This is a genomic window from Leptospira inadai serovar Lyme str. 10 (assembly GCF_000243675.2).
Taxonomy (GTDB): Bacteria; Spirochaetota; Leptospiria; order Leptospirales; family Leptospiraceae; genus Leptospira_B; species Leptospira_B inadai.
In genome coordinates this window covers 741,103-767,522 of record NZ_AHMM02000025.1, presented here as the reverse complement: position 1 = coordinate 767,522, position 26,420 = coordinate 741,103, and the positions used below count along the sequence as shown (strand labels likewise).

The window sequence follows — 26,420 nt, the reverse complement described above, 5'->3', positions numbered from 1 at the left end:
CCTCTTTAGAAAAGGCAAGCGGGAAAAACGATTATTTTATTTCTTCTTTTTTAAAGCCTCATATTCGGCCCGCTTCAGAAGCAACCACTCGTGCAAGTTTTGTTTGGTATCCGTCCACTCAAACTCGGAATAATGGTAATATCTCCCGTCCGCGATTGAATAAGTGATCGGAACGGCTTGGTCGGGCGACTCTTTTAGGTAAGAAATCATTTCAGGAGTCATTATCGTTACATTTCCGGTTGGAATATGTCGATAAGAATTAGTCGGACTATCCGAAATGTTTTTTTTAAGCGAACCGATAAAGTTTAATTCCCTTGCCCCTTTTGCCAGTAACAAACCTCGTAAAATATTTGCTCTCGAATCTTTCCTTTCCGAAAGCAATCGCAATAGGATATGCTTTCCGTTCATATCGTCGTATAAATTGACGTTCGCACCTTTTTCGACTAAATACTTGGCGATATCGTACCGTTCGGCTAGTACCGCTCGATAGAGGGGAGTCCAATTCGTTATTGTATCCGTAACCTCATAGCTCCCCCAGCGAGGATCCGCACCGGCTTCGAAAAGAATCTTGGCGATTTCCAATGTCTTAGCGGCTTCCAACGGGCTCCGATTATTAGCTTTGTATTGGCCGAATAGATCCTTATAATTACATTCCCGGGAACGTAGATTCGGATCCGCTCCTTTTTTTAAGAGGAGTTGCACTAGTGCTAACTCTCCTTTTTTCACCGCCATATGAAGAGGAGTATTGCAGGTTCCCGAGTCGTTCGGATTTGCTCCTGCTTCCAGCATTTTAACGGCCTGCTCGTTATTTCCTTTTTCAATTACGGAAGCCAATCGAGTCGCACAGTCCGTCAGAAAAACGGTCGATAGGAGAATAAGGAACGGTAGAAATTTTTCCGAGAACCGTCGATTCATTTTGATTTCGATTAAAAATCTTTTAAGTTCAGTGCTGTCGGTCAATCGATATTCTCCGATTCTTCGTTAGGATCGGAACCGCCGCCGCAAAGATTTTTAAAGATTATAAACGATCGTTAAGCGAAAAAGCTAGAATCCGATCCTATATCAACCTCAGATAGTATTCTATTTGGAATAGAATCGAAGATTCGGTAGCTAGACTCCGCTCTCGGCGCGGAATTTATTCTATAAGGAGTTTATTGGAATTCCAGCATCTTAGAAATGAGGCGTTTTTGGTTCAGGTCTAAATCACGGAGTTTATAGCGAACATTCTTATCCACTTTTCTTAGATATTTCTTATAGGTTAAGATAATCTGCTTTTGCTTATTGTAAGGAAGAGGGTTGCCCTCGTCGTGCAATTTCGATTCTACTCCGGCTTGGATCGGTTGAGTCGGAGTGTCCGGCCAAATAAATTCGGTATCATAACTAGAATAGTATTCCAGTTTAATCTCTTTATTATTGTTAGGAGTCCGTTTTCCGTCTTGGGTGACTTGAGGCCCTTTCGGATCCAAATTGATCACTCGTCGCATTTCTCGAACGAAAATTTCTCCGTTGGAGTTCGTTCTCTTAAACTGCATAATGATCTTATCTAATTTTTCAGGAGTGCTGCCGGGATAAATGAAAATTCTCGCATTGTATAAGTACGTCTTCGGAAAATCCCAAAACGATTCGCCGGAACCCATATCGATTTCTAAATAAGCCTTATTGTCCCGATCGGTTTTTAAGAATTGAGGTAGGTCTTGCGGTTCGTCTCCTATATAACGCAGAGCTTTTTTACTTGTATCCAGTTGCAGTAGTTTATTAATTTTGAAAATATTCTCCGCAATGGATGCATGCAGATTATCGATTTCAATATCCGAGAACCCCGCCTTTCGAATCGCCTCGATTTGACGTTCCACCTCTCTCTCTTCCATAGTAAGAACTTTAGGAGCAGCCTGAAGCCGGAAAGAAACCAGCGAAACAAGGAAAAGAATCAAGAATCGGGTTTTCATACGGATTACCTACTCTTTATATATCGAGAAGAGTACACCCTATTCTTGATCAGGGGAAGGAATTTTTCCCCGATACATATCGGATTATGACACGAATCTTTCGCCCGAACGCCTACTTTGAAGAAGAGCTACTCAACGGGGATATTTTTCCGATCGGTTTAGAAGGACAGAATGCGGTCGTCGAATCCTGCTTTTTGGTCTTGACGGGACCCGAAAAAAGTCTGGGAGAAATTGTAGCCCATTCGACACCCGAAGACCGATGGTACTCCTATTGGAAAAAGAAAGGATGGTCTATTGCGACACCCATACGCATTTTCCAAAGACAGATTCGGTCCGAACGTATTGTAGAGCCTATTATTTTGGAAGAGTGGGGGAAAATCGCCCGGCTTTCGACGCAAGGATCCTTTACTCGCGATTCCTCTTCTTACGAAGAATCATTTCGGCTTTCCTCCAAAATTCGACAATCCATCTGGAAAGCAAATTGCGGTATCGAAGAATTTCCCGCCTGGACGTTTCAAAACGAAGAAGCCTGGCGAGGCGCCCGAAATCTCACGCCTAATTTTCCTCTATATGTTCGAAAGCTAGACTTCGGTTTTTCAGGAAGACATGAATTCGTTCTCCCGGTCGATCTAGGTTTTCCGTCCAAAAAGGATTTTTTTAAAACGAGAGATACAGGATCGATTCTGGAACCATGGGTGGATAGAATTCAAGATCTCAGCCTATTATTTTCCGCTCAGGAAGGGAATTTTAGATTGGAAGCCGGCACCTTACTCCTCTCGAATTCAAAGGGAAAATATTCGGGAACATGGATCGCAGAAGCTTCCGAAACGGAACAATATTTAAATCAAATGAAGGGTATTCTCGAACGACTCCGGGAATTTGCCCCGTCGTACTCCGGATTCGGGTCGATCGACTCCTTTATCTATCGAGAGGGTTCAAATCTCCGTTTGCGGAAGATTTCGGAAGTTAATTTCCGTTGGACTATGGGCCGGGTTCTTCTTGAACTCCAAAAGAAATTTTCGCTCCCTACATATCGGGATTTGGCGCTATTCGTTTCGCATAAAAACCGCAATGACCGAGACCCGTATTCCCAACTTCTTGAATGGGAAAAGGATACGTCCTGGCAGATCTTTCCGCTATCTCCATTTTTTTCGGACTCCGGAAAACACCACCCGAAAGTTCTTCTTTGGTTTCGAATTCCGAAAGAGGAGGTCGGAGATCCGTTTTTACTGGCGGAAGAAATCGCAGGAAGGTCGAGGGCGACCTTCGCTAGCTGAAATGTACTTGTGATTCTTTCCCTACCTCCGAGACTGGCTCCAGTCCCTAAGGGACCGCAAAAGACCTTAGATCCGTTAGGGTCGGATAAGGATACTAGATGGAACTGTTTCTCAACTACTCTCTTTACATCATCGTAAGCATTGGATTTTTAATTCCTTTCACAGGACTTGTCGTAGGCGGCGGGGCCATCGTTAGTACGACAGTCGCAGGTTTTGTGGTCAATTTCGCCGCTCAAATCGTGGAAGAAGACAAGCTGAAGTCCTACCTGGACAAAAATAAAGGCACGCGTTTAGGAAAAGCCTTACAGCAAGCGGTCGATGCAGGCAAAACGAAATTGCAATCTAGTCCTGCGGCGGTTGCCTCGTCTGCCTCTCATACCGCCGACGAAGGTCACGGCGAGCATCACCTGATCTCCATCCAGACGTACAGCTTAGTCTTTGCAGCCCTGATTATAGGAACAATCCTTACTGTTTGGGTAGCTGGAATCGACTTCGGTGCCGCCAATACGGTCATTGCAATGTTGGTCGCGACAATCAAAGCCTCTTTAGTCTTAGGTTACTTTATGCACTTAAAATACGATAACCTAATGAACAGGGCCATCTTCGGATCCGGATTCCTCTTCTTGCTCCTTCTATTCGGTTTCTGCGTTGCAGATATCTTTACCCGTTCCAAAATCTATCTCGGTTTCCCCTATTAAGAACCCGTACTATCCTAAACCTTTGAAAAGATTGTAAGCCGGCCTTAATAGGTCGGCTTTTTAATACGTTCGTTAAAAGAAGACATTCGTAAATTCGAGGGTCTACCATCGCTAACCGTCTCGCGGAAAATGCGCAATTTTGAATAAGATTTTACGAGAGGATGCGTTTTTAAAAATTAAAAGAGCGTAATTCATTTATGCGAAATCTATCGATGGCGCAGCCGGAGAATCCAAAATTTACTTTATCCCGACCTTTCAAAGATTGCAAATTTACCCACGATTTCAGAAATGATCTTGCTCTTAAATTAAAAGCCCGAATATTTTTCCAAAATATCCCTCTTTCGTATTTCGCCCTAGATTCGGCAATCGGAGCGAACAAAAGCAAATTATGATAGAATTAACTTGGCCACGCGATCAATTTACCGGTCTTGGTGGTGGATTATATACAGGACCGGGCGGCGGGCTTTATACTGGTCCCGGCGGGGGACTTTACACAGGACCGGGCGGCGGGCTTTATACCGGTCCCGGCGGGGGATTGTATACAGGACCGGGCGGCGGGCTTTATACCGGTCCCGGCGGGGGATTGTATACAGGACCGGGCGGCGGGCTTTATACTGGTCCCGGCGGGGGATTATATACAGGACCGGGCGGTGGGCTTTACGCAGGACCGGGCGGTGGACTCTATACCGGACCAAGCACCGAGCCTTATAGAAGGAATATTCCTCCCTGGTCTATATTCGTTTCGTATGTTAAATCGAACGGAATGATCGAACTTGCACATTTGATAAGTTCCTATATCCCAAATTTATAAAATAGTCGCTTCTGAATTTTATTGGATAATAAAAAGCTAAACTCGATCGGTTTTTCATTCCGGCTCGCCAGCCCGTTTTGAAGTCAGGAGTTCATCGCATTTCGATAATAATCAAATACTTGATCGACTTTTTTCCTTTTCGCTTATCGTTTATACTATAGGAGAAAAATATGGCCGGTTATTCGGGAACCCCTCTCGCTAAGAAATTAGGTTTCAAAGAAGGTCAAACAGCGATACTGATCGGCGAGCCTACGTACTTTTTCGACCTTCTGGAGAACCTACCGGAAGGAATTAAATTTAAAAAGAAACTTTCCGGAAAATTCGATTATATTCATCTCTTTACAAAATCTGCAAAAGAGCTGGAAATATATTTTCCCAAGTTCGAAACCTTTCTAGCGGAAAAAGGAATGGTTTGGATTTCTTGGCCGAAAGGAAGCTCCGGTGTGATCACGGATGTAAAAGAGGGGAAGGTTCGGGAGATCGGCCTTAAAAACGGGCTCGTAGACGTAAAAGTCTGCGCCGTCGATTCGATATGGTCGGGGCTATTGTTTCGTCGTAGAAGAGCCTGAATACGGAAAGTACTTGCCTTTCGAGAAAAATCGAATGTAGTTTAGCGACCTGGAAAATACCAGTCTCTAAATGAAGTCGAAAATTCGAAATTTTACCGTTATCGGCTCTTCGATTATAATTCTATTCTTTACTTGCAAAGAGAAGGTCCCGGAAATCACCAAGACCGTCGAGATCCCCGAACTAGGATTGATCCTAAATTACGAAGGTTGGATTTATAGCGAATCCGTATCCGAAGAAAAAGAAAAGCCCGCCATAAAAAAGAACTCGAAAAAAGCGGATTCAAAACAGGATTTGAAGGTCCTTTTTTATCTTTTCGACTCGGACGAATATACGAAGCCCGGCATTCGTACCAGCATTAACTTCGTTTCCGAACCGATTCCGGCCCGTTACTCCAAAGCGACTTTAGACGATTATATCGCGTCGATTGGGGCACTCTATTCGAACTTATATAAGAATTACGAAATGCTTTCCGTGCCCCAGCGACTGACGATAGGAAAGCAAAAAGCTGCCCTAATCGAGGGCAGATTCCTATTGGAAAATTTCGAACAATCGGCGGAAATTCATAATTATCAACTTATATTTTTAAAAGACGGCAACGCATATATTATCACCGGATCGACTCCCGAAGATGAATTTAAGTCGAAAGGACCGAAAATTCTTTCTACCTTAAAAGGAATAAGGGAAAGCAAAAGCGCGAATTCTCCCGGACCTTAGGCTTTAAGACTCGGCGTTTCCTCGTATTCGACGAGTAGTCTGTATATGCTTACCGCATCTTTCCAAATATGAATTTTTCCTTGCTGGTTCAATTCTCTTACGTATTCGTTCACCTCTCCTAGACGGGATCGAAAGAAATAGAATAATTTTTTGTCTTCGACGGCGATGTGACTTATCAGCCAATCCTTTAAATCCTGCAGCAATTTCGATATAGCGTCCGTATCGTCGTTTCTACTCCTCTGAATCAGGTCGTTTATTATTCCGTTAAAATTTCGATGCTGCTTGATATGCGAATTCGTGTCATGAAAATTAAATCTTCTCATGATTGCCTCCTCCGTACTGAAGTGTTCTTTAATATAATCTATCGTAGCAGTCAGAGCTTCCTTGATCCGACTGCCTAATACCTCGGTCTTGATCTCTTGCTTCAATCTTTGACGATGCAATTTTTCCGTTCTAACCAATAGTTGTAACAACCAAAGATGTTGCATATCGACTATGGCGATTCCCGTCTTCAATTTGTATCTGAACCAAAGTTCGGATATTATTTTAAGATTATCCTCTCCGATCGTTTGAAATTCGAATTCTTTCCTCGTTTCCGAGGAATTCGTCACTCTTCTATAAAGTTCCTCGACTTCATCGCTATGGGGGGAATTTGCGAAGTGGGAATTCATCCAATCCTTGATTTCTTCATAATGCATCTGTACCGCGTCGAGATAGGCCCGATCCTCGGAAAGAATATGCTGAAACAACCAGGTTCTTAAATTCCGGAGAAGGTTTAGTGCGGCCTTTTTATAATCGCCGGTAACCCTTTCTCTCGCTCTTCTTCTTAAAACCGCGATAAATCGACTATGCTGAATTCTATGCTGACCCAATTTTTGATAGTTGATGCTTTCAAGGACTTTCTCTTCCAAAGAGAAATGTTCGATGGTATAATCCAAAGCGCGGGTCAAAGTCCTCGTAAAATTATTTTCCATCGAGACTGGGTCGGCCGATTCCAAGTCATCCTCTAATTCGACGATCATTGCTATCAGCCATACATGCTGCTTATCGATGGCGGGAATATTTAGGGCCATGTCAAAGGTCTGCCAAATGGTTCGAATTCTTACGATTGTGCTGTCCTTCACAGTCTCCTCCTCTAAGCAAAAAAGTGTATCCGCTTTTCCAAGCTAAAGTCGACTAACGGAATGGGAAGCGGAAGGTTGTGATCAGAGACCGGCTGAACGCTTGATTAATATCAATCCCCGGTAAGTGAATCCTGAAACGAAGGAAAAGAAAGGTTAGTGGAAACTAGATCCCTAAGCGAGAGACGATTCGCTCCGCTTCTTTAACGAATTGTAATTCTTCTTCCTGGGAGAATGGCCCGAATCGATTCGCTAGAAACCGCTTAGATAACTCAATGTATTCGAGACAACCGGCGATCGTCGTAATCGGTTTTGCTTTTCCCGGATAAATTACGATATCCCCGTTTTTGGGTACGACCATCGCTCGAGGTGGAATTTTCTTCCCTCCTCGAATCATACAGCCTGCAAAAACCATTGCGCCGTCTCCGATCTCCGCCTCGTCTAAAATCACGGACCCGATCCCGATCAAGCAGCCTTTACCGATTTTGCAACCGTGCAGCATCGCGTTATGACCTACCAAGGTATACTCGTCGATAAAGATTCCCGTAGTCGAGTCCGTATGTAGAGTGGTATTATCCTGAATATTTACCCCTTCACCTAAACGAATGGAATTCATATCGGCGCGAAGCACCGCTCCCGGCCATACGGATACGTACGGTCCCAACTCCAAAAGGCCGATTAAAGTTGCCGCCGGATGAATAAATGCGGTCTCGTGTATTTTCATGAATTCCTTATCGAAGCGGGTAACCGGCGGACTTTGCGATATCAATCAATCGATCCGTTATCTCTTTGATTCTTTCCTGAGTAAGATTCTTATCCTGAGTCAATAATCGGAAGCGATAAGAGACCGATTTTTTATCATCGGGTAGATTCCCCCCCGTGAAAATCACAGTCACCCGTAAATCTTCCAATTCGGGAAACGATTCCTCGCGGACTAACTCGGCAAAATTCGACGTGGATTCCGAAACATCCATCACCAAGGATAAATCGATTTCAGTCTGAGGAAAATGAGACGGTACTTTGAAATAGTTCTTCTGTCTTTGGGATTCCCATACATTCAATAGTGTAGCAAAATCGAATTTACCGAGAATCGTCCTTTTTTTTAAATCCATTTTATCCAAAAGAATAGGATGCGCATAACCGAGTTCGCCTATCTTTGTCCCATCGACTAGCAAATTCGCGCTCGCCTTAGGATGAAAAAACCGCTTTTCTTCCGACTCCCAACGGAAAGTACGAATGTTCAAATTGCGGAGGACCTTCTCGATTCCCGAGCGGACTTGTAGAAAATCGGATTCTAGTTGCTCCCGATTTTTTTCGTTCCATTTGCGTCCTTCGCTTACGGCCCAAGCAAACCATTTGGATTCGTTTTCGGGTTCCGCCGCCCTCTTATACGTTCGACCGAACTCGAATATCCGAACATTCTCGAACCGATCCACATTCAATCTTATGTTTTTTAGAAGAGACGGATATAATGAGGTACGTAAAAACGCTTGGTCCTCGGGCATCGTATTTTTGATCCGAACGAAATTTTTGCTCTCCTCTTCCAACGAATTATCGCTTTCGGAAGCATACGAATAATTAAAGACTTCGTTATAACCCAAAACCTGGGAAAATTGTCTCTTCAACATTCTTTCGAGTTCTCTGGCCGGGTTCCTGGCGGGAGGTTTGGCCTCGGAAGTAAGCGGGCGGCGAGGAATACTCGCATATCCTATGGATCTACCGATCTCTTCCACTAGATCTTCCGGCAGAGTAATATCGTAATTCTGTCTATATTTAGGAACCGTAACGATCGCCTTCTCTCCTTCCCAATCCATCGTGAAGGAAAGTTTTTTTAGAACTTCCTCGGCGGTGTTCCGATCGATATCGGTTCCGAGTTTTTTGTTCAGGAAACCAAGGCTAAGCGGAATCGTGACTTTTTTATCCGCAGTATGAATATATCCTGCCGGAACACTAGCTTTAAGATTCTCGCAACCGTTTTCTTTTAGCAATTGGAGAGCCCGCTTAATTACCGGAAGCGAAGTAGTGGCCTCCAACCCTTTTTCATAACGAATGGAAGATTCGGACCGTATACCCGTTTTACGAATCGATTTCCGAACCGATTCCCGGGGGAATACCGCGGATTCTAAAATTAGGTTTTTAGTGGAATCGAAAACTGCCGTTTCCGCTCCCCCCATCACGCCGGCAATCGCCACCGCTTTTCCGGAATTACGGATAATTAAAATTTCCGGATCGAGTTTGGGGGAAGTCTCGTCCAAAAGTAAAAAGGATTCTTTCTCCTTTGCATAATCCACTTCCAAGGCTACCTCGCCCTGAGCCAGTAGTTTATCCCGGTCAAAAAAATGCGTCGGCTGGCCTGCTTCTAAAAGAAGATAATTCGAAACATCCACGACGTTGTTGATCGCGCGGATTCCGCATTTTTTCAATCGAGCTTGGACGATTCTTTTGGAAGGAATTATAGAAATGCCTTCGATACCGACGGAGAAATACGAATTAGAATATTTTGTTTCTTTAACTTTAGGAGAAGAAATTTTCTTCGTAAATTCCCATTCCTGCTCCAACGGATTGAATTTGACGGGTAATCCGAGTTGCGCGGCCAATTCTCTCGCAAAACCGAAATGACTCCAAAGATCCGGACGATGCGTGATGGATTTATTATCCACATCGAAAATTTTATCCCGAAATCCCAAGAAGTCTCGAAGATTGTCGCCGGGTTTCGCTATGGTATCCGCTACGATCATCACACCCGAATCCTCGTCCGAAAGACCGAGCTCTTTTTCGGAACATAGCATTCCCGAACTTTTAACCCCCCTTAGTTCGGAGTCCTTGATCTCTTTTCCGTCAAGCATTGCACCGGGAATGGCCAACGGTACCAAATCGCCGACGTGTAAATTCGGAGCCCCGGAAACGATTTGAATTTTGCTTTTTCCGTCCGTTACGATTGCAACTTGTAGTTTATCCGCCTGGGGATGTTTTTCCAGAGATTCTATCCGGACCAAAACTATCTTTTCTAAATGTGAAAAGAAATCCTCGACACCGTCGATCTCGCAAATGGATGCGGCGATCTTCTTCAGGATTTCTTCCAACGGCACCTCCTTTAGAGGTACATAATCGTTCATCCAATCCAAGGATAATTTCACGTCTCGGCTCTCCCAGCGTCGATGGTTTCGACGAAGTACTTTAACAAAAGCTCGGAATCGACAAGACTGTCCAGCAGGAAACCGACGGGTTTATTTCCCTTATTTCAAATAATCTTAGAACTCGATTAGGGTGACAATGGAAAGTAAGCTTGAAACAATTCGAATCTATGACGAATATCTTTCCCGACTCGGACTTTTCTTAGCTCGATTTCAAAGTCTTCCTTTACTTTCTGGATTTCGTTTTTAGTTCGATTCATCGCGGATTTCTTTTCGGGTTTGCCTTCCCATTTAAAGGCGGCTTCTTGACGCATCAACTTCTCTTCCAACTGTCGTAAGGTGTTTTGATTGCTGTTCCGAATTTTGTATTCCTCTTTTAAAAAGAGATCCTTTGTTTGTTCATACAGCTCTCGTTTGCGGGCTTCCATCGCTTGATCCAAGGCTTCGCAGGCCGATATAAAGTTCGTCTCGTAAGCGGAAACGAGGAACTCATCGGGACCTTGGATCAAAGATTCACGGACTGCTTCCGGAAGATTTTCTAAAACGTTTACGTTCCCGCTCCGACGGTTTACTTCTACCGTAAAAATTTCCTTTCTTTCCAATGAAAATCTGAACTCGACTATAAATACGAAATATACGGAACTTCCGCCGGATCGATAAAATCCCGTTTTCCAACCTCGCCTGTCTTTTAAGAAAGAAAGGACGGCATCGTCGATAAGCGGATGACCGAACGCCAAGAATTCCAGACTATCGTTTGAAAGCGCTAATTCGGAGTCGAAGGTTGCCCTTTTACCCTTATAGATTCCGCCGTCCAACTTATATAAATGAGGGGCTTCCGTTTGGACTCGACAGGCCGCTCCTTCGGGAAACGCCTTAGAGTAACGAACAAAAAAATCCTCCAAGTGTGAATTCGTGTATGATCGCTCCTGTAGAGTCGTCTTGTAATAGTCCTCTAAATTAAAATCGATCAGTTTCGGGGTCACCAGCGAGCCGAGTTTCTCGAAGCCCTTCTTAGCGATTTTAATTCTTTGATCGATTTCCTCTTCGACTTCCTTCAGTTTCTTATTTCCGGTCACGAAACGCATAAAATTGGAATGAAAATCCAGCTCATCCTCGATCGCACCTAGCAATTCGTCCGAATTCCCGATCGACTCCTCGAATAATCGGATCTTATTCGAGAGTACTTCCAATATTCTTTCGGCCACCGTGTCCTTGGAGGCGAAATTGAAAATAAATACGTTATCCTTTTGACCGAAACGATGAATACGCCCGATTCTCTGTTCTATCTTTAAAGGACTCCAAGGAAGGTCGTAATTGAATAAAACATTAGCAAATTGTAAATTTCTACCCTCACCTCCCGCCTCCGTGCATATTAAAATTTCCGAAGATTTCCTGAATTCGAGAATCGCCTCCTCTTTTGCGTCGGCACTTAACGATCCGTGGAATAAAGTCACCTTATAATCGGAAAGGCTGGCCGCGAGAAAATCCTGAGTGCTCCGAAACTGCGTAAAAATGATGAATTTCGGATGTCCTTCTTTCTTTAGTTTTGCGATCGTTTCTTTTAGCTTTTGAGTCTTTCGATCTTCTTTGATCTTTTTTCCCAAAAGAATCAAGCGATTCAGCGAAAGCAATTCGCGACGAAGATTAACGAGATCGTTCGGCGCGGATTCGTCCAAGTCCGAAACGAAATCTTCCACTCCTTCAGTCTCGTCAAAATCCCATTCCTCTAATTTGCTCTCGATCGATTTCAGGTGATGAAGACGATTTTCGAGCATGAACTTACGTTTAGAAAGCGCCGATAGAAGTGCAAAAACCGAGGAATCCAGCAGCTTTTGAAAAACGATCATTACGAAACCGATGGCTCGGTTTTGCGTTCTCATCGCCAGATTGTATTCCCGTCGTACGTATTCGGTCGTTTCGTCGTAGAACTGTCTTTCTGCGGGAGAAAGTTCGATCTTTACGGTCTTTGCAAATCTCTTCGTAAAACCGCCGACTTCGACCTTTCTCCTTCTAAGTAGAACTTTAGAAATCTTTTCCTTTAAGTCGGACTTATTTCCTAGGACATAATCATTTACGAAAGTATTATATGGTCCGAGAAGATTCGAATCCACAAGATGAATCAAATAGTATAGCTCCTCCAATTTTCCACGAAAGGGAGTCGCAGTAAGTAAAAGTAGGCATTCGCATCTGCGGGCTATTTTTTCCGCAAATAGATAGGCTCGGGTAACTTTATGATAATCTCGTCTAAGTCTATGGGCTTCGTCGAAAATGACGATGTCCCATTTGGTCTTTAAAATCTCTTCCGCATATTTAGGATTCTTAATGAAATCTACGGAAGTAATTACGTGTTTGAAATTTTTCCAATTTTTTTCCCCGGAGACGACAAAATTACGTCTTTTAACGATTTCAAAATCTTCATTGAATTTATTCTTCAATTCCTGCTGCCATTGAACCAATAATGGAGAAGGAGCAACGATCAGTACTCGCTTATAACCGCGCCTAAAGATCAGCTCCTTCATAACGAGAGCGGCTTCGATCGTTTTGCCCAAGCCGACTTCGTCCGCCAGAATAAAGCGGGGTTTCAAAGAATTCACGACGACGTACGTCGATTCGATTTGGTGCGGAAGTAATCTAGTCCTAGAATTGGAAAGCGCCGACAGCTTATCATACGCATGAGTGAGCTTTAATTCAAAGGCGGTTAAACAAAGATGCAAAAGTTCGGGAGTGCCCGGCGCTTGAGAAAATGCCGTCGGATAGGCTCCGATAACCCGTAGTTGAGAAGAAGTTTCCGAAATCGATTTTCGGATTCCTGTCTTCGGAAAGAAAATGGATATTTTTCCCGCTTCGGAAGATTCTATCTTTCCGATTCCCAAATCCGCCTCGTTTCGGAGATAGCATGAGTCGCCCCTGTATCCGGTAGGCGATTCCGAATCAAAATCAAGGCTTAGCTGTAGTGTGGACTCCAAACTCAAACCCCTCTCTTATCCCCCCAAATATATTTATGCGTTTGCAGCGATAAACGAAGATCGCGTTTACCGCTTTCTTTTATCCATTCCACTAATAATTCGGGAGATAACTCGTTAAAAACGGGAGACACGAGTAGGTTTCCTTTCAATTGAAATCGATCCACAACATCGATCGCTCTTTCAAAGTCCTCACGATCTCGAACCACGAATTTTATCTCATCCAGAGAATCATTTCTGTCCCGAAGGAATTCAAAGTTTTCGACACGCATTTTATCTTCCATACCCGATCCGGGTAATTTATAGTCTAAAGTAAAAACCATATCCGCTAGATCTTGAATCGATTCCGCCCCGTTCGTTTCCACTCTCACTCTAGGAAAATTCCCGGAAGAGTTTCGTTCCTCTCGCAGCCGATTTGCGAGAATCTTCGAAAAATCCTTCTTTCCATTCTCAAGAGGTTCTCCACCGGTCAATAAAACTTGAGTGGAAGTATGCGAAAGACTACGGATTTCGAAAACCACTTCATCGATGCTCATTTCCCGTCCTGCATTGGGAGAAAGTGCATAAGGGGTATCGCACCAAAGTTTCTTAGACCCGGTCATTCCGCAGCGCAAGGAACATCCCGCAAATCGCACGAATATCGTGGGTAATCCGGTGGATATACCCTCTCCGGAAACGGATAAATAGATTTCGTGAATTACGGATTTCATAGTATAGCGGACGGCCCGTCAGTACAACAGTTTTCCTAACCTCTCCGGATTGTAGCAGAAAAAGGTTTAGCCGGGAATACCAAACTGTTTCACTTGAATTCTAAGTCAAGACGCGACGAATCGGTATGTCTAAAAAAAGGTTGAGATACCTCTAACTATACTGTAAAAAAGTCAATCTCCCGTGAATCGCTGCGATAACACGATGGGAGTATGAATCGTGGATTTTAATGCTCCTTTTTAGAAAAAAAAATCAGATGCTTTTAGAGGGAAAAGTTCGCCTAGCGTTCACCTTGCTCGCAGGAATCATGCTAGCAGGATTTTTGTTATCATTTTGGACTGTGAGAGAACTGGAAAAAACCGGAAACCTGATCCACCATAGCTACGAGGTCATCAGTAAAATAGATTTTATTAAATATATCTCAAGGGATCTGCGCCTAAACTCCCCCAGTCTCGGCCCCAAAAGTCAAAAAGAGTCTTTAAACATCCTCGCGGATCTTGAATCCGAGGAAAACCGTTTGCGGGATCTTGTACAAGATAACCGAGCGCAGACCGATCATTTGGGCTCGCTCTTTACGGAAATCCGGAATATGAAAGTCCAAATCCGATCCGCCTATAACGGGCAGGAAAGAGGAATCGCCCAAATCGAAAAAATTCTTTCTCAAATGCGCGGCGAAGAACTGCGTCTTCTTGAGGAGAGAAGCGCAAAAAGACAATCGCAGATTCGGATAACTTTCATCGTTATTTCTATTCTGCTTTTAGGAACCTTGTCCGTAATCTTATTTAGCATTCAAACGATTCGCAAGGATATAGGCGAAAAAAAGAATATTACCGATAGATTGATCCAAAGTGAAACTAGGCTACTATCGATACTTGACGGACTTCCTTCCGCATTCACAATGCTTGATAAGGAAGGAAGAATATTATTTCATAATCAGGTATTTGCCAAAAGATTCCTCAGCCCAACGTATGAAAATTCTCTTAATTTGAACGTTCTCTTTGGATCGGCAAAAACGATGTATATTTCGAACATGCTCGAAACGTCCATGAAAAGATTGGCGCCGGTCGAATACGAATTGGATCTGCCTACCCAGGATTCGACGCGTACGTTTCATTGCATCAATTTGCCTCTATTAGGAGTCGAAAACGAGGTCTATGCTATCTGCGCCCTCTTCACCGATATCACCGTTAGAAAGAATTACGAAGACGATCTAAAAAAAGCGAAAGAAGAAGCCGAAAAGGCAAACCAAGCCAAGTCGGAATTTTTGGCGATGATGAGCCATGAAATTAGAACTCCGATGAACGGAGTCATCGGAATGACAGAACTTCTTTTGGATTCCGATCTTACGGGAGAAAAGAGGGAATATGCCGAGATAATTCAAAAAAGCGGCGAAAGTCTATTAAGTATCATCAACGATATTTTGGATTATTCCAAAATCGAATCAGGAACCCTGAGTCTGGAATCGAAGGAATTTTCGATCCTCGAAACTGCAGAGGAGACATTGGATCTTTTTAGATCCAGCGCGGCGGAAAAAGGAATCGATTTGATATGCCATATCGATCCGAACGTTCCCGATAGAATCATCGGAGATAAACTCAGACTCCGACAAGTATTGATCAACTTGTTCGGGAATTCGTTAAAGTTTACCGAAAAAGGGGAAGTTTTTTTATCCGCGGAGGTTTCTAAGAAAGAAAAATCCATCTGCACGATTCGCTTTTCCGTTCGCGATACGGGAATAGGAATCCCGAAGGAGAAACAAAAACAACTTTTTAATCCTTTTTACCAAGTGGATACTAGCTCCACTAGAAAGTACGGAGGAACCGGGTTAGGTCTATCCATATCCTATCGTTTAATTAAAATGATGGGTGGGCGGATTTGGTTGGAGAGCGATATTAATAAGGGAACCACTTTTTCCTTCGAAATACAAGCGGAAGGCGTCGAAGAAAAAAATCAAGTCGTACCCGATATAAATTACCCCGGATTAGAAAATCGCAAAATTCTAATAATCGACGATAATGCGACAAATCTTAGAATTCTTTCCCATCAGCTTCAAACATTGGGACTTATGACCTTTTCCTCTTCCTCTAAGGAAGAGGCCTTATCCTTACTGGACTTGGGAATTCTTCCCGAACTAGCGTTATTGGATTACAATCTTTCCGGCAGCAACGGAGTTCAGATCGCGCAAGAACTAAGACGTAAGAATTTTCTCTTTCCGTTGATCTTACTTTCTTCCTCAATCTCGGATATAAAGGAGAAGGAAATCGCGGATCAACTTTTTCTAAGGCAATTGAGTAAGCCCGTTAAAAAGAAAGAACTCGAACAACTAGTGACGGAAATTCTGATCACCGGAACCGATAAAGGAAAAGCGAATCGATCCTCCTCTTACCTGGAAAAGCAAAAAGATTTACTGCAATCCACATATCCGTTCGACGTTTTGATAGCGGAAGATAATGAGATCAATCTTTCCTTGGCAAAGCGAATCCTGCAAAAGTTAGGATACCATCCTGTCGTAGCTATGAATGGGAAACAGGTTTTGAATCGCCTTCGCGAAGCGAAATTCGACGTGGTCTTAATGGACGTGCACATGCCGGAAATGGACGGCATACAAGCTACTCAGGTAATTCGAAATACGTGGCCCCAGAGCGAACAGCCGTACATTATCGCGATGACGGCCGCGGCTATGCAAGGAGATCGGGAAATCTGTCTGCGAGCCGGAATGAATGATTATGTGTCTAAACCCATCGTTTTCGAAGAATTGATTCATGCCCTTAGGAAAGCGGGAAACTCCATCTTCGCCTGATTCAACCGTAAAATACATTTGTCCTAGGACGGAAAATTGCCGATCGTTACCAGTAAGGGATTATCCGAATGTTTTCCGGAAAGAAAATTCAAAATTTCTCCAGCATACCAATCAAAGGCCGTCCTCTATTGTTCCTGCTTTGTTGTATTCTGTTCCTGCCGAATCAAGGGAATTCGCAGGATGGTGAAGCGGTAAAAGCTCTTGATACCCGGAAGACGATTCTTTGGACCGGAGAGGTACTAGGAGTTTACCGCAACAAGGGTAAGGTTAAGATTCGAATCGAACGAAATTCTTTCTTTGCCGACCGAGAAGAAGAGGAAATTCGTGCAGTTCTAGAAATGCAAAAGCGATTTCCGTTGTTACGAAAACCGAAACTAGAGGAAATCGGTTCGTTCTCGATAGAGAATATCGAGATTGAATTCGAAAAAGTCGGCCGCAAAACGAAACCTGTTTCGGTCGAAATGAGAGGATCCTTTTCGTTACTTCAAGGAAATCCCGAGCGACTCGTTGCCGCCGGGGTTCTAGTAGGGCACTACGGGCAGGAAAAATTTTATCAGGATTCTGCGGACTTCGATGCGACCGATGTCGTAAGAAATAGACCTAAAAAAAATCTCCTTCATCCCAAAGACGGCAAAGAAATGGTTCTGGTAAGTTCCGGATACGAGTCGGGCGGGAAGACTCTCTACGAACAAATGGGATATTTCCTTTTCGGCCAGGGCTCGGAACCTTCGGAGGATAGCTATAATCCGTTTTTCGATTCGCCCAGACGAGATACATTGGAAGAACTTCCCTCATTTTATATCGATAAGCACGAAGTCACGAACAAAGAATATAATAAATTTCTAAAGGAAACCGGAACGCCTCCTCCCCCGCATTGGGAAAACGGACTTTATCCGAAAGGGAAGGACTATCACCCCGTATTAAATCTTACTTATAGGGAAGCGGAGCTTTATGCAAAATGGGCAGGGAAAAGAATCCCAACCGAATTTCAATGGGAAAAGGCCGCAAGAGGAACCGGAATATCCTGGAAATTGCTCAAGGATGAGAGTTACGAATTCGTCTCTACTCCTCGGGATTATCCCTTCGGGAACGAATATGATCCGGTACTTTGCAATACTAAAGAAACCGGCAAAAAGGAAACCGTTTCCGTATTTGAACTGCCCACCAAAGGAGAAAGTCCTTTCGGAGTCTTGGGAATGTGCGGCAATGCTCCCGAATGGACTAGTTCCCCTTATCTTCCTTATAAAGGACACAGACTTTCTTCCGTAAAATTCGGGAAACACCTGCGAGTGATTCGAGGTGGCTCGTTCAGCTCGGATAAGGAAGAAGCAAAATCCTTTTCGCGAGATTTTGGCGGGCTTCCGAATCTTTCCACTGATCGAAAAGCGGGAATTCGCTTAATCATGGAATTAAATAAATAATATTATTCTAATACGGATAAAAACCATTTTCTTAATCGGAATAGGAGCTCAAGTCACTCTATTTTTTAAGAGTAGTTTATCCAGCGCTTTGGGGGCGAAACGGCTCAAAAATAAACCGAATTTTTCCTTAAAGCCGGCCGGATATAAATCCCTTTTTCTGGCTTCGATTCCCTTTAAGACGATCTTTGCTACCGTATCCGGTTCCATCCCTTTTTTTTGTCCCTCATCCATTATACCATGAGGAGAGCCGTCGGCAGACAACGCTTTTACTGAAATATCGGTCTTAACGAATCCGGGCGAGACCGTTAACACATGAACCCCCGATTCCGCATTTTCCAGACGAATGCTATCCATAAATGCTTGGACCGCATGTTTACTGGCCGCATAGCCGGAGCGGTACTGCGTCGCGAATTTACCTTGAATAGAAGAGACCGCTACGACATGACCGTCGGTTTGTCTAAGATCGCTTTCCAGAAGTTTATAAAGCAATACCAACGGATAATAGTTCGTTTCGATAAGGCTTCGAAAGACTTTGAAATCCGCTTCGGACGCCAAGGCTCTCATCGAAACTCCCGCATTATGAATGAACCCGTCTACTCGTTTTACTCTTTTGCGGAATTCCTCGACGACTCTTTTAAGTTCCGTCTCGGAGGTGACGTCTGCGGGAAGGATAATCATTTGCTCCGAATTCGGAACCGAAGCTTTCAGTTCTTTAAGCGCGTCTTTTCTCCGCGCAACGACACCCACGATTGCACCGGCCTTGGAAAGTTCTCTAGCTAGCGATCTACCGATTCCGGAACTTGCGCCGGTAACGAGAAAAACCTTATCTTTAAAGTACAAACTCATATTCTAAACGCTTTTTTGCGATGGGGAAAATAATAGGAAAGATTCCGAAAAAAGCAAATCAAAACGAAGTAAAATCCTTTCTGCGTTCACATGTCTTAAAAAAACTGAATTAGGAGGAAGAATGGCACTTTCGCAGCTCAAACAAAAAATCAGATTCAAAGATTGCGGCTTCCAGAGAAGGTATGAAAGTAGATACTACTGGTTTCCCGAGGAAAGTCCACCCTCCTGCCTCATCGAAGCCAGCCAACGAGATTCCTATCACGACATGACTTTGTATATGTTGATCAATTTAACGAATATGAAAATTATCGATCTTGATGTGGAAGAGGATCGGGTCCCGTACGAAACCTGTCCCCAAGCGATCAAGACGTATTCGTATCTTATCGGTGAAGAAATGTCTTACAGTAAAATTATGCGGAAATTTCCGGAAGATAAGACCGCCGGCTGCCTGCATATAAACGAATTATTGCAGAACGCAGCGCAAAGCTTTTCATCCGCCTACGCATTCTTCTTAAAGGAACGGAACTTCCCGCCCGAGTTGGACGAATACCGTATGTATGCCGGCACACTCGATGCTCGAAGCAGACGGGAAATCGGAAGGCATTGGTGGATGAAAGATAAAGGAGTTCGAAATTCCTGTTTAAGTTTTTCCGCTCAACATGAGACTGCGGAACTCAAAGAGCGGGTGAAACCTCTTGACAGCATTACCGCTATGATGGTAAAGGAATTCCGTGGCTCTCGAAATGATCGAGAATCGGGATAAAACCGATTTTCTTCGACCAAATCAATCCATCGGAAAATTCGACCGTTTTTTCGCGCCTAAACCGCCCGCTTAGCTCAGGGGTAGAGCATTTCCCTCGTAATGAAAAGGTCGCCGGTTCAATTCCGGCAGCGGGCTTCCCTCTTTTTCCCCCGGACGGATCGAAAAAAAAATTTCGAATTTATCCCAAATCTTCCGACTTGCTCCCCGTTCCGCATTAATTTATAATGAAAAGAGAAAATAGTTCCATAAATTATTTACGTATTTTCGGGACGCTATCACCTAACTCGAAAGAACGATACAAAACGGAGGAAATTCCGGTTTTGACTCCGATCGCCGTATAATTCCACCACTTCCGGTAGTCTAACTCTTTCGGACCTTTATGCGAAACGGAACTCCGCTATTCCTATTTTTTTCCCTATTCTTATGGCCTTCCTTAACCGCCGAGCCGATCGAATACTGCGATTCTAAAAACGTGTGCTACACGGTGGAGCCGGGTGTTCTTGACGGTTCCATTTTCTTTCAGGCGAAGGCGTTTCCACCTGACGCGTTTTTTACGATTCATTTAGTGGTATCAGGATCGAATGTCTCCACAGAACCGAAAACTCCGACTTCGATCGTACTCCACGGATCAGAACGCAAAAAAGCGATCGATCTTATTAAAATCGATCCGGCTCTGCCGATAACTCCGAAAGTCGAATTCGTTTCTTATTTCGGAAAATTGAATGCGATTCACGACGATTCCCACGTGTATCACCTACCCTATGAAGGAAAGTCCTGGATATCCGTCGGCTATAACTCAGGCAATGAACATCGGGGAGATGCAATGTATTCTCTGGACTTTTACATGCCGGAAGGAACTGCAATTTTAGCGGCAAGAGACGGAACCGTTGTCGAAACGGAGAATCGATTTTCGGTCGGTAAAATTGATCCGACTCTGATCGACAAAGCCAACCGGGTCATCATCGCGCACTCGGATGGAACCGTCGCCATCTACGGACATTTAAGGAAGGATGGCGTACTTGTAAAGCCGGGCGACACGGTTATGGCAGGTTCAAAAATCGGCTTTTCCGGAAATACCGGATATTCGAGCGGGCCTCACTTACATTTCGAAGTGTATCGTCCGGAAGAAAATCGCCGAAAAAAAACGTTTCCCACATTATTTAAAACCGAATCCGGAGATGCCGAATTTCTTACCGAAGAAAACGCGTACTGGCAAATGACCGAACCTAAGTTTCCCGGTTTTCCGATCACCGATTTGGATAAGTTATGCTTTACTGAAATTGCTCCATCAGCCGAAACGAATTCTTCCTGCCCAGATCAAGTTTCCCTTAAGAAGAAATTCTATATAACAATGCCGATTTATAAAACCGGACCCTACGTATTCGAAGCGGAACTTTTCGTATCAGGACAAAAAAAACCCACATTAACGTTCAGCGATAAAATACCTGCCGGAGTAACTTCCGTCTCTTGGGAATTTCCTCCTCAAACGATAAAAGGACAATATTCGATTCGAATTCGAATGAACGAAATCGATATAGGGACTCGAATCTTTCAAATCCTTCCTTGACCGTATAGGCTCGAGTCTGTTACAAGGAACGCTCGATGTCCAATTTCATAATTATAGGAGTTTGTTTTTTAGCCGGTTTTGTAGCGCGTCATTGGGGAAAATTTCCGCCCGACTCCCACAGATCGCTAAACGCTTTTATCATTTCAATTTCCCTTCCTTGCTTAGAGTTCGTCCCGTTGCGTCACGCGGTTTTAGACGGAAACTTTCTGGTTTTTTCCGTAATGCCTTGGTTTCTGTTCGGAGCGTCCATACTCTTCTTTTCCACCCTGGGGAAAAAATTCGGATGGGATGAGTCTACAAAAACCTGCCTCTATCTTTCCGCGGGATTAGGAAATACCTCTTTCCTAGGGATACCGCTAGTCGAGGCGTATTACGGGAAAGAAGGAATTCCTACTGCGGTTGTGATCAATCAATTGGGAACATTTCTCGCACTTTCCCTTCCGGGAACTTACCTAGGAACCAGGGCCATGTTACGTCTAAAGAAAGAATCGGAATCGGTAAATCTATTCAAAAGGCTGTTTTCCTTCCCGCCGTTTTGGGGATTACTGATCGCATTGGCAAGCCGTCCCTTGGTCTTTCCGGCAGCGTTAGAGCAGGCAATCTCGCGAATCGGAGATACGCTCACCCCTTTGGCCCTTTTTTCGGTCGGTTATCAGCTTCCTCGGGTGGATAAGCTTAATTATAGCCTTCTAGATGCCGAAAATCCTTCGGGAGCATCATCGGCTCCTCTAGTTTGGGGTCTGGTATACAAACTCTTGTTGGGTCCGTTTATGGTATGGTTTTGCTTTGGTAGCTATTATTTTTTTGCCGATCCTACTTTCCGTCAAGCGCAGCCTACTTATTTGCGGGATTTCAAAATCCTAGTGATGGAAGCCGGTATGGCCCCGATGATAACCGGAAGTCTTCTTGCTGCGGAATGGGGACTGAAACCAAGATTGGCTGTTTCCTTAGTCGGAATCGGAATACCGCTTTCTTTTGTTACGACGATGGGATTGTATTACCTCCTGGAGAAATGGGCGTGGATTGGAACGATCTTTTTCGGGCCGTGAAAACGGGCAATAATGGAACCCTCCGCGCCCTCTTGGAAGAGGCGACCACGAGGGACGGCTATGCCGAGGAATTCCCCGAACTCAGAGATTCCTACGGATGCGGTCTCTTATACTGGGCTATTAAGGAAAATAATCAAGAAGCGACCAAACTTTTGTTGGAGTACGGATCCGATCCGAACGAGACCAGCTCCCGTGGCGAGACTGCCCTTTTGCTCGCATTGGAATCCGAACAATTGGATTTAGCCAGACTGGTATTGGAGTACAGTGCTGATCCCGAACTCAGAGATATGGACGGTAATACTCCGCTCAGCAAGGGGGTAAGCTCCGGCAAACTGGAATTGGTCGAATTGCTTTTTGAAATTCCCGACTCCGTACCGGATATCGAAGGAAGAAACGGCGAGGGTTACTCGCCGCTTCTGCTAGCTGTGGATCTCGGGAATTATGAAATCGCGGAATATCTTTTGAATAAAAACGCGGATCCGAAGAAAAAAAATTCCGAAGGACGGACAATTCTTCACTTAACCGCATTGCATAATGATTTTGAAATACTGGATTTATTTTCGGAAAACCAGGAAGTCCGTACCTTGCTCGAAAACAGGGACCAAGACGGAAATACTCCTCTGTTACTTTCCGCCTTGTACGATAGCGTGGAATGTTTGGACAGGCTTCTCCGTTGGGGTGCGGATCCACTCGCTAGAAATTTAAGCGGAAAATCGGCCAGAGAGGAAGCCGATCGAATGAAATTTCACCATACTCTTAAAACGATCGATACTGCGACCATTACTTTATTCTTCAAGGCCGCGGCGGAGGGAAGAACGGATATCGTCGAACGCATTTTGAGTAACGGATACGAAGCCGAAATTCGGGACACTCAAGGAAGAACGCCTTTGCTATTAGCCGTCCAGGCCGAAAAAGCGGATTTAGCAGACCTACTCGTAAAAAACGGAGCCTCTCCCTATTCCAAAGATAAAGAAGGAAATTCTCCTATAGCGATCGCGGAAAAATCCGAAAGCCCGATGTTACACCAGGTGTTCAAACAATTCCTGGAACCTGAGGAAGGAGGATCTTAGAGAAGACGTATTTTTTTCAAAATTCTTTCGAATAATACGTCGGGATCGGAATGGATCTCGATGCCGTCTCTCGTTTCAGGATCTAGAAAACCTTCTAAAACCATATGATCCAACTGTTTCAACAAGGGTTGAAAAAAACCGTTCACGTCCAGGAGACCGAGAGGCTTGGATAGAACACCTAGTTGATTCCAAGAGGTCACTTCCACAAGTTCTTCTAATGTACCGATCCCGCCAGGTAATGCGATGAAAGCGACGGACTTTTCGTACATTAACAATTTGCGCTCATGCATAGTCGGCACTAAAATCAATTCCGTAATTTTCTTATGAGCGATCTCTTTACTGGATAGAAATTCAGGGAGAACTCCGATAACGTTTCCGCCTTTTTCTAAAACCGAATCGGCCACGGTTCCCATTAAGCCCGAGGTCGCGCCGCCATAAACCAGATCAAGACCTTCCGAAACGAGTAAGTGACCGACAAACTCCGCGGCTTGCAGATATTTCGGATTCGTGCCAGGTCGAGATCCGCAAAAAACACAAATGGCAGGCTTCATTACCCTGACAGAATTTATATTCTGCAAAAGATGGCAACCGGATTAATAAAACCGAGGCGCTTCCTTATCCAATAGGGTTCGGCCGCTTTGGCTCACGTCGACGGGATCTGGATGAATAAGAACTTCCGTGTAAGGGAATTCCTCCTTCAACTCGTCTAAAATCGAGTCCAGAATTTTATGACTATCTTCTAGAGTTAAATTCTTAGGCATTTCCAAATGGAATTCCAAGAATCGACGTTCTCCCGCTGAGCGAGTTCTCAGATCGTGATACCCGAGTACTTGAGGAGCCCTACTCTCTACGACTCTTACAATCGAATCCCTGTATTCGTAAGAAAGATCGCGATCCATTAAGATATCCGTACTATTTCGGAAAATACTCCAAGCTCCCTTGAGTAAATACAAGGAAACTAAGGCTCCCGCCAGAGGATCTACCCAACCCCAGCCCGTATTCATTGCGACCGCAACGGATAACAATACCAGCAGATTTCCTAATAAATCCGAAACATAATGTAAGCTATCTGCCGCGACTAAAAGCGATCCCGTCTTACGAACCACGGATCTTTGAAAAAGAATCAACGCGCCGGTTAGAGCGAGAGAAATAAACATGACGTAGAAAGAAGAAATTTCCGGGATCTCCGACTTCGGATGTAAAAAATGTTCTCCCGCACGGATGAGAATCCAACCACCTGAAGCGGCGACGAGAAGGCTTTGAAATAGGCCCGCAATCGCCTCCGCCTTTCCATAGCCGTAACGATGATCGGAATCAGCAGGCTTAGCCGCTTGGTACAAGGCATAAAGATTTACCGAAGAGGTGAGAAAGTCCAGTCCCGAATCCAAAGCGGATGCAAGCACTGCCAGCGAATCCTGCTCGAAACCCACCCAAAATTTTATCGCGCCTAAAAATCCGGCCGTAAAAAGGGATAATAAGCCTGCAAAAATTTTGATTCGATTCGAGGAAAAGTACATATCGTTCCTTCCCAACACTTTTCCTTTATGAAGATATATCCTTCTTTTTTTAATTTCCAAACCTAAAAAAGGATTGGAGTTCCCATACTAGGAAACTTACGCTTCCCGATTACGAAACCGAAGAGGCATATTCTTGAAACCAATCCTAAGAACTATTCTCGTTTTCCTGATCGTACTTCAGGTAATTATATTCACACCGCTTTACGCTCAAGGTGCTAACGATAAAATTCCGGATCCCGATGCGTTAGAGCGGGAAGCGGACGACCTGGAATACCAGGCCGGTCGTTCGCAAAACCCGGTAGAAAGACGTAAACTGGCTCAGTTGGCCGTGGACAAACGGAAGCAAGCTGTGGATGCCAGAAATGCTATCCAAGATCGGGAATTGACCAAACCGTTTGATGCCGCGACGTTCGAATTGCAGACAGTCGCAATGCAATCGACTTGGGAATCGGAAAGTCTCGCCCGAAATAAGAATATAGGCTCGAACACGACCAGCGCGCTACTCAATTATTCCGGAATATACCAAACTGCTCTGAATGCAGCCAACGGGTTGGGAGCGAATCCAAATCTATTAAATAACAACATGACTCTTTACTCGAGCCCGCAGGGTAATACGAGAACTGCATACCCGATTCGACTTTCGTATTTAAGTAAAAACCGAAACTTCGGGATTGAAGTGAACTATTTAGACGTAAGAATGAAACCTTCCTATACTACCTTTGACGCAGTGCATTCAACTTCCAATTTACCTGCGATTCAATTTCACTCCGTCGAGCACAAGCGCCAGGATTATTCTTTAAATCTCGCCTGGTATTTTCCTACAGGAACCGGAGCAAGAATCGGTCCTTCCATCGGAGTTCGGAACGTCGACATTTATTCCAAAGAATACGGAAACATACCGGGAAATTACGGATTCGGTTCTATGTCGGAAAAAGCGACCGGTCTCGGACCTCAGGCAGGTTTCAGAATTTTTAAAAATCTATTAACAAACGTGTTAGTTCACGCTCGATTCGATTATTTTAGAACGTTAGGGCATTATGATCGAAATAGCCAAGGAACGATCGTCGGAATCGGAGGAAATCCGTATCTACTCACGACGGGACCCACTGGAAACGTTAAAGATAATCTACTCTCCAGGACCGGATACGAAATCGACGCAGGCATTTCCTTGTTAAGAACGAGATGGTTAAAGTTTACCGTCGGGTTTCAATTTACCGAAATGACATCGAGAGTCAGCGGTTATAATTATAATGCATCGGTCTTTCCCGGCGCTCCCGGTGACGGATTGTTTCTCAATCAGGTTTCCAAAACATTGGATCAGGCCTCCTCGATACAAGCCCTGCAAAAAGATGTGCACGATAAATTCTATGGATTTTATTTCGGAGCTTCTTTGCTCCTTTAAAATACAAAGCCTCCGAAAAAAGGAGGCTTTGTATTTTAAGCGG

22 protein-coding genes and 1 tRNA gene are annotated in these 26,420 nt (G+C 44.2%); 13 read left to right on the top strand and 10 right to left on the bottom strand.

What is annotated here, in order from left to right; genetic code table 11:
• Nucleotides 1-36 precede the first annotated feature (36 nt).
• Nucleotides 37-915, bottom strand: a complete 879-nt coding sequence (locus LEP1GSC047_RS19340; RefSeq protein WP_052580767.1) for an ankyrin repeat domain-containing protein — start codon at nt 913-915, stop codon at nt 37-39.
• 236 nt (nt 916-1,151) lie between these two features.
• Nucleotides 1,152-1,946, bottom strand: coding sequence for an LIC13212 family protein (locus LEP1GSC047_RS19335; protein WP_010415835.1), 795 nt, complete (start codon nt 1,944-1,946; stop codon nt 1,152-1,154).
• Between the two features lie 86 nt (nt 1,947-2,032).
• Here LEP1GSC047_RS19335 and LEP1GSC047_RS19330 point away from each other — a divergent pair, with 86 nt between their 5' ends.
• The 5 genes from LEP1GSC047_RS19330 (at nt 2,033) to LEP1GSC047_RS19305 (ending at nt 6,016) form a co-directional block, all read left to right on the top strand.
• Complete coding sequence (locus tag LEP1GSC047_RS19330) at nt 2,033-3,223, top strand: hypothetical protein (RefSeq protein WP_010415838.1); 1,191 nt, start codon at nt 2,033-2,035, stop codon at nt 3,221-3,223.
• Nucleotides 3,224-3,321: 98 nt separating this feature from the next.
• Nucleotides 3,322-3,921: a cytochrome C oxidase subunit IV family protein gene (locus LEP1GSC047_RS19325; RefSeq protein ID WP_010415841.1), complete on the top strand. Its 600-nt coding sequence runs from the start codon at nt 3,322-3,324 to the stop codon at nt 3,919-3,921.
• A 388-nt stretch (nt 3,922-4,309) separates the two neighbouring features.
• The gene (locus LEP1GSC047_RS19315) at nt 4,310-4,732 is read left to right on the top strand and encodes a hypothetical protein (protein ID WP_020989045.1); all 423 of its coding nucleotides are present in this window, start codon (nt 4,310-4,312) and stop codon (nt 4,730-4,732) included.
• A gap of 170 nt (nt 4,733-4,902) precedes the next feature.
• Nucleotides 4,903-5,301 carry a hypothetical protein gene (locus LEP1GSC047_RS19310; protein ID WP_010415847.1) on the top strand — a complete coding sequence of 133 codons (399 nt, stop codon included), beginning with the start codon at nt 4,903-4,905 and terminating at the stop codon, nt 5,299-5,301.
• A 70-nt stretch (nt 5,302-5,371) separates the two neighbouring features.
• On the top strand, nt 5,372-6,016 hold the full coding sequence (locus LEP1GSC047_RS19305; protein ID WP_010415849.1) for an LIC_13215 family putative lipoprotein: 645 nt from the start codon (nt 5,372-5,374) through the stop codon (nt 6,014-6,016).
• On the opposite strand, the gene LEP1GSC047_RS19300 is transcribed toward LEP1GSC047_RS19305, so the two are convergent.
• The 5 genes from LEP1GSC047_RS19300 to LEP1GSC047_RS19280 form a co-directional block, all read right to left on the bottom strand.
• Complete coding sequence (locus tag LEP1GSC047_RS19300; RefSeq protein ID WP_010415851.1) at nt 6,013-7,140, bottom strand: bacteriohemerythrin; 1,128 nt, start codon at nt 7,138-7,140, stop codon at nt 6,013-6,015. The two genes, LEP1GSC047_RS19305 and LEP1GSC047_RS19300, sit on opposite strands and share 4 nt — an antisense overlap.
• Nucleotides 7,141-7,303: 163 nt before the next feature.
• Nucleotides 7,304-7,861 carry a gamma carbonic anhydrase family protein gene (locus tag LEP1GSC047_RS19295; protein WP_010415853.1) on the bottom strand — a complete coding sequence of 186 codons (558 nt, stop codon included), beginning with the start codon at nt 7,859-7,861 and terminating at the stop codon, nt 7,304-7,306.
• Between the two features lie 7 nt (nt 7,862-7,868).
• A complete protein-coding gene (gene pheT / locus LEP1GSC047_RS19290; RefSeq protein ID WP_020989208.1) occupies nt 7,869-10,274 on the bottom strand; it encodes a phenylalanine--tRNA ligase subunit beta in 2,406 nt (801 codons plus the stop codon).
• A gap of 125 nt (nt 10,275-10,399) precedes the next feature.
• Nucleotides 10,400-13,237: a DEAD/DEAH box helicase gene (locus tag LEP1GSC047_RS19285; protein WP_039935555.1), complete on the bottom strand. Its 2,838-nt coding sequence runs from the start codon at nt 13,235-13,237 to the stop codon at nt 10,400-10,402.
• 2 nt (nt 13,238-13,239) lie between these two features.
• Entirely contained in the window at nt 13,240-13,944 is a 705-nt protein-coding gene (locus LEP1GSC047_RS19280; RefSeq protein ID WP_010415859.1) for a 7-carboxy-7-deazaguanine synthase QueE, read from the bottom strand.
• Nucleotides 13,945-14,198: 254 nt separating this feature from the next.
• Between LEP1GSC047_RS19280 and LEP1GSC047_RS19275 the strand changes: the two genes are divergently transcribed.
• The gene (locus tag LEP1GSC047_RS19275; RefSeq protein ID WP_052580762.1) at nt 14,199-16,742 is read left to right on the top strand and encodes a PAS domain-containing hybrid sensor histidine kinase/response regulator; all 2,544 of its coding nucleotides are present in this window, start codon (nt 14,199-14,201) and stop codon (nt 16,740-16,742) included.
• Nucleotides 16,743-16,810: 68 nt separating this feature from the next.
• On the top strand, nt 16,811-18,163 hold the full coding sequence (locus LEP1GSC047_RS19270; RefSeq protein ID WP_010415864.1) for a formylglycine-generating enzyme family protein: 1,353 nt from the start codon (nt 16,811-16,813) through the stop codon (nt 18,161-18,163).
• A gap of 48 nt (nt 18,164-18,211) precedes the next feature.
• On the opposite strand, the gene LEP1GSC047_RS19265 is transcribed toward LEP1GSC047_RS19270, so the two are convergent.
• Nucleotides 18,212-19,009: an SDR family oxidoreductase gene (locus LEP1GSC047_RS19265; protein WP_010415866.1), complete on the bottom strand. Its 798-nt coding sequence runs from the start codon at nt 19,007-19,009 to the stop codon at nt 18,212-18,214.
• A gap of 121 nt (nt 19,010-19,130) precedes the next feature.
• On the opposite strand from LEP1GSC047_RS19265, the gene LEP1GSC047_RS19260 reads away from it, so the two are divergent.
• The 5 genes from LEP1GSC047_RS19260 (at nt 19,131) to LEP1GSC047_RS19240 (ending at nt 23,458) form a co-directional block, all read left to right on the top strand.
• On the top strand, nt 19,131-19,772 hold the full coding sequence (locus LEP1GSC047_RS19260; RefSeq protein ID WP_010415868.1) for a DUF2889 domain-containing protein: 642 nt from the start codon (nt 19,131-19,133) through the stop codon (nt 19,770-19,772).
• A gap of 63 nt (nt 19,773-19,835) precedes the next feature.
• Nucleotides 19,836-19,907, top strand: a tRNA-Thr gene (locus LEP1GSC047_RS19255).
• A gap of 244 nt (nt 19,908-20,151) precedes the next feature.
• The gene (locus tag LEP1GSC047_RS19250) at nt 20,152-21,339 is read left to right on the top strand and encodes a M23 family metallopeptidase (RefSeq protein WP_010415871.1); all 1,188 of its coding nucleotides are present in this window, start codon (nt 20,152-20,154) and stop codon (nt 21,337-21,339) included.
• Between the two features lie 35 nt (nt 21,340-21,374).
• Nucleotides 21,375-22,388: an AEC family transporter gene (locus LEP1GSC047_RS19245; RefSeq protein ID WP_010415874.1), complete on the top strand. Its 1,014-nt coding sequence runs from the start codon at nt 21,375-21,377 to the stop codon at nt 22,386-22,388.
• Entirely contained in the window at nt 22,352-23,458 is a 1,107-nt protein-coding gene (locus LEP1GSC047_RS19240) for an ankyrin repeat domain-containing protein (protein WP_238325618.1), read from the top strand. The genes LEP1GSC047_RS19245 and LEP1GSC047_RS19240 overlap by 37 nt, the downstream gene beginning before the upstream one ends.
• Here the strand turns inward: LEP1GSC047_RS19240 and LEP1GSC047_RS19235 are convergent.
• Nucleotides 23,455-24,009, bottom strand: coding sequence for an LOG family protein (locus LEP1GSC047_RS19235; RefSeq protein ID WP_010415877.1), 555 nt, complete (start codon nt 24,007-24,009; stop codon nt 23,455-23,457). The genes LEP1GSC047_RS19240 and LEP1GSC047_RS19235 overlap by 4 nt on opposite strands.
• Nucleotides 24,010-24,051: 42 nt before the next feature.
• Nucleotides 24,052-24,975, bottom strand: a complete 924-nt coding sequence (locus tag LEP1GSC047_RS19230; RefSeq protein WP_039935812.1) for a cation diffusion facilitator family transporter — start codon at nt 24,973-24,975, stop codon at nt 24,052-24,054.
• 133 nt (nt 24,976-25,108) lie between these two features.
• Between LEP1GSC047_RS19230 and LEP1GSC047_RS19225 the strand changes: the two genes are divergently transcribed.
• On the top strand, nt 25,109-26,377 hold the full coding sequence (locus LEP1GSC047_RS19225) for an LA_2444/LA_4059 family outer membrane protein (protein ID WP_010415882.1): 1,269 nt from the start codon (nt 25,109-25,111) through the stop codon (nt 26,375-26,377).
• Nucleotides 26,378-26,420 lie beyond the last annotated feature (43 nt).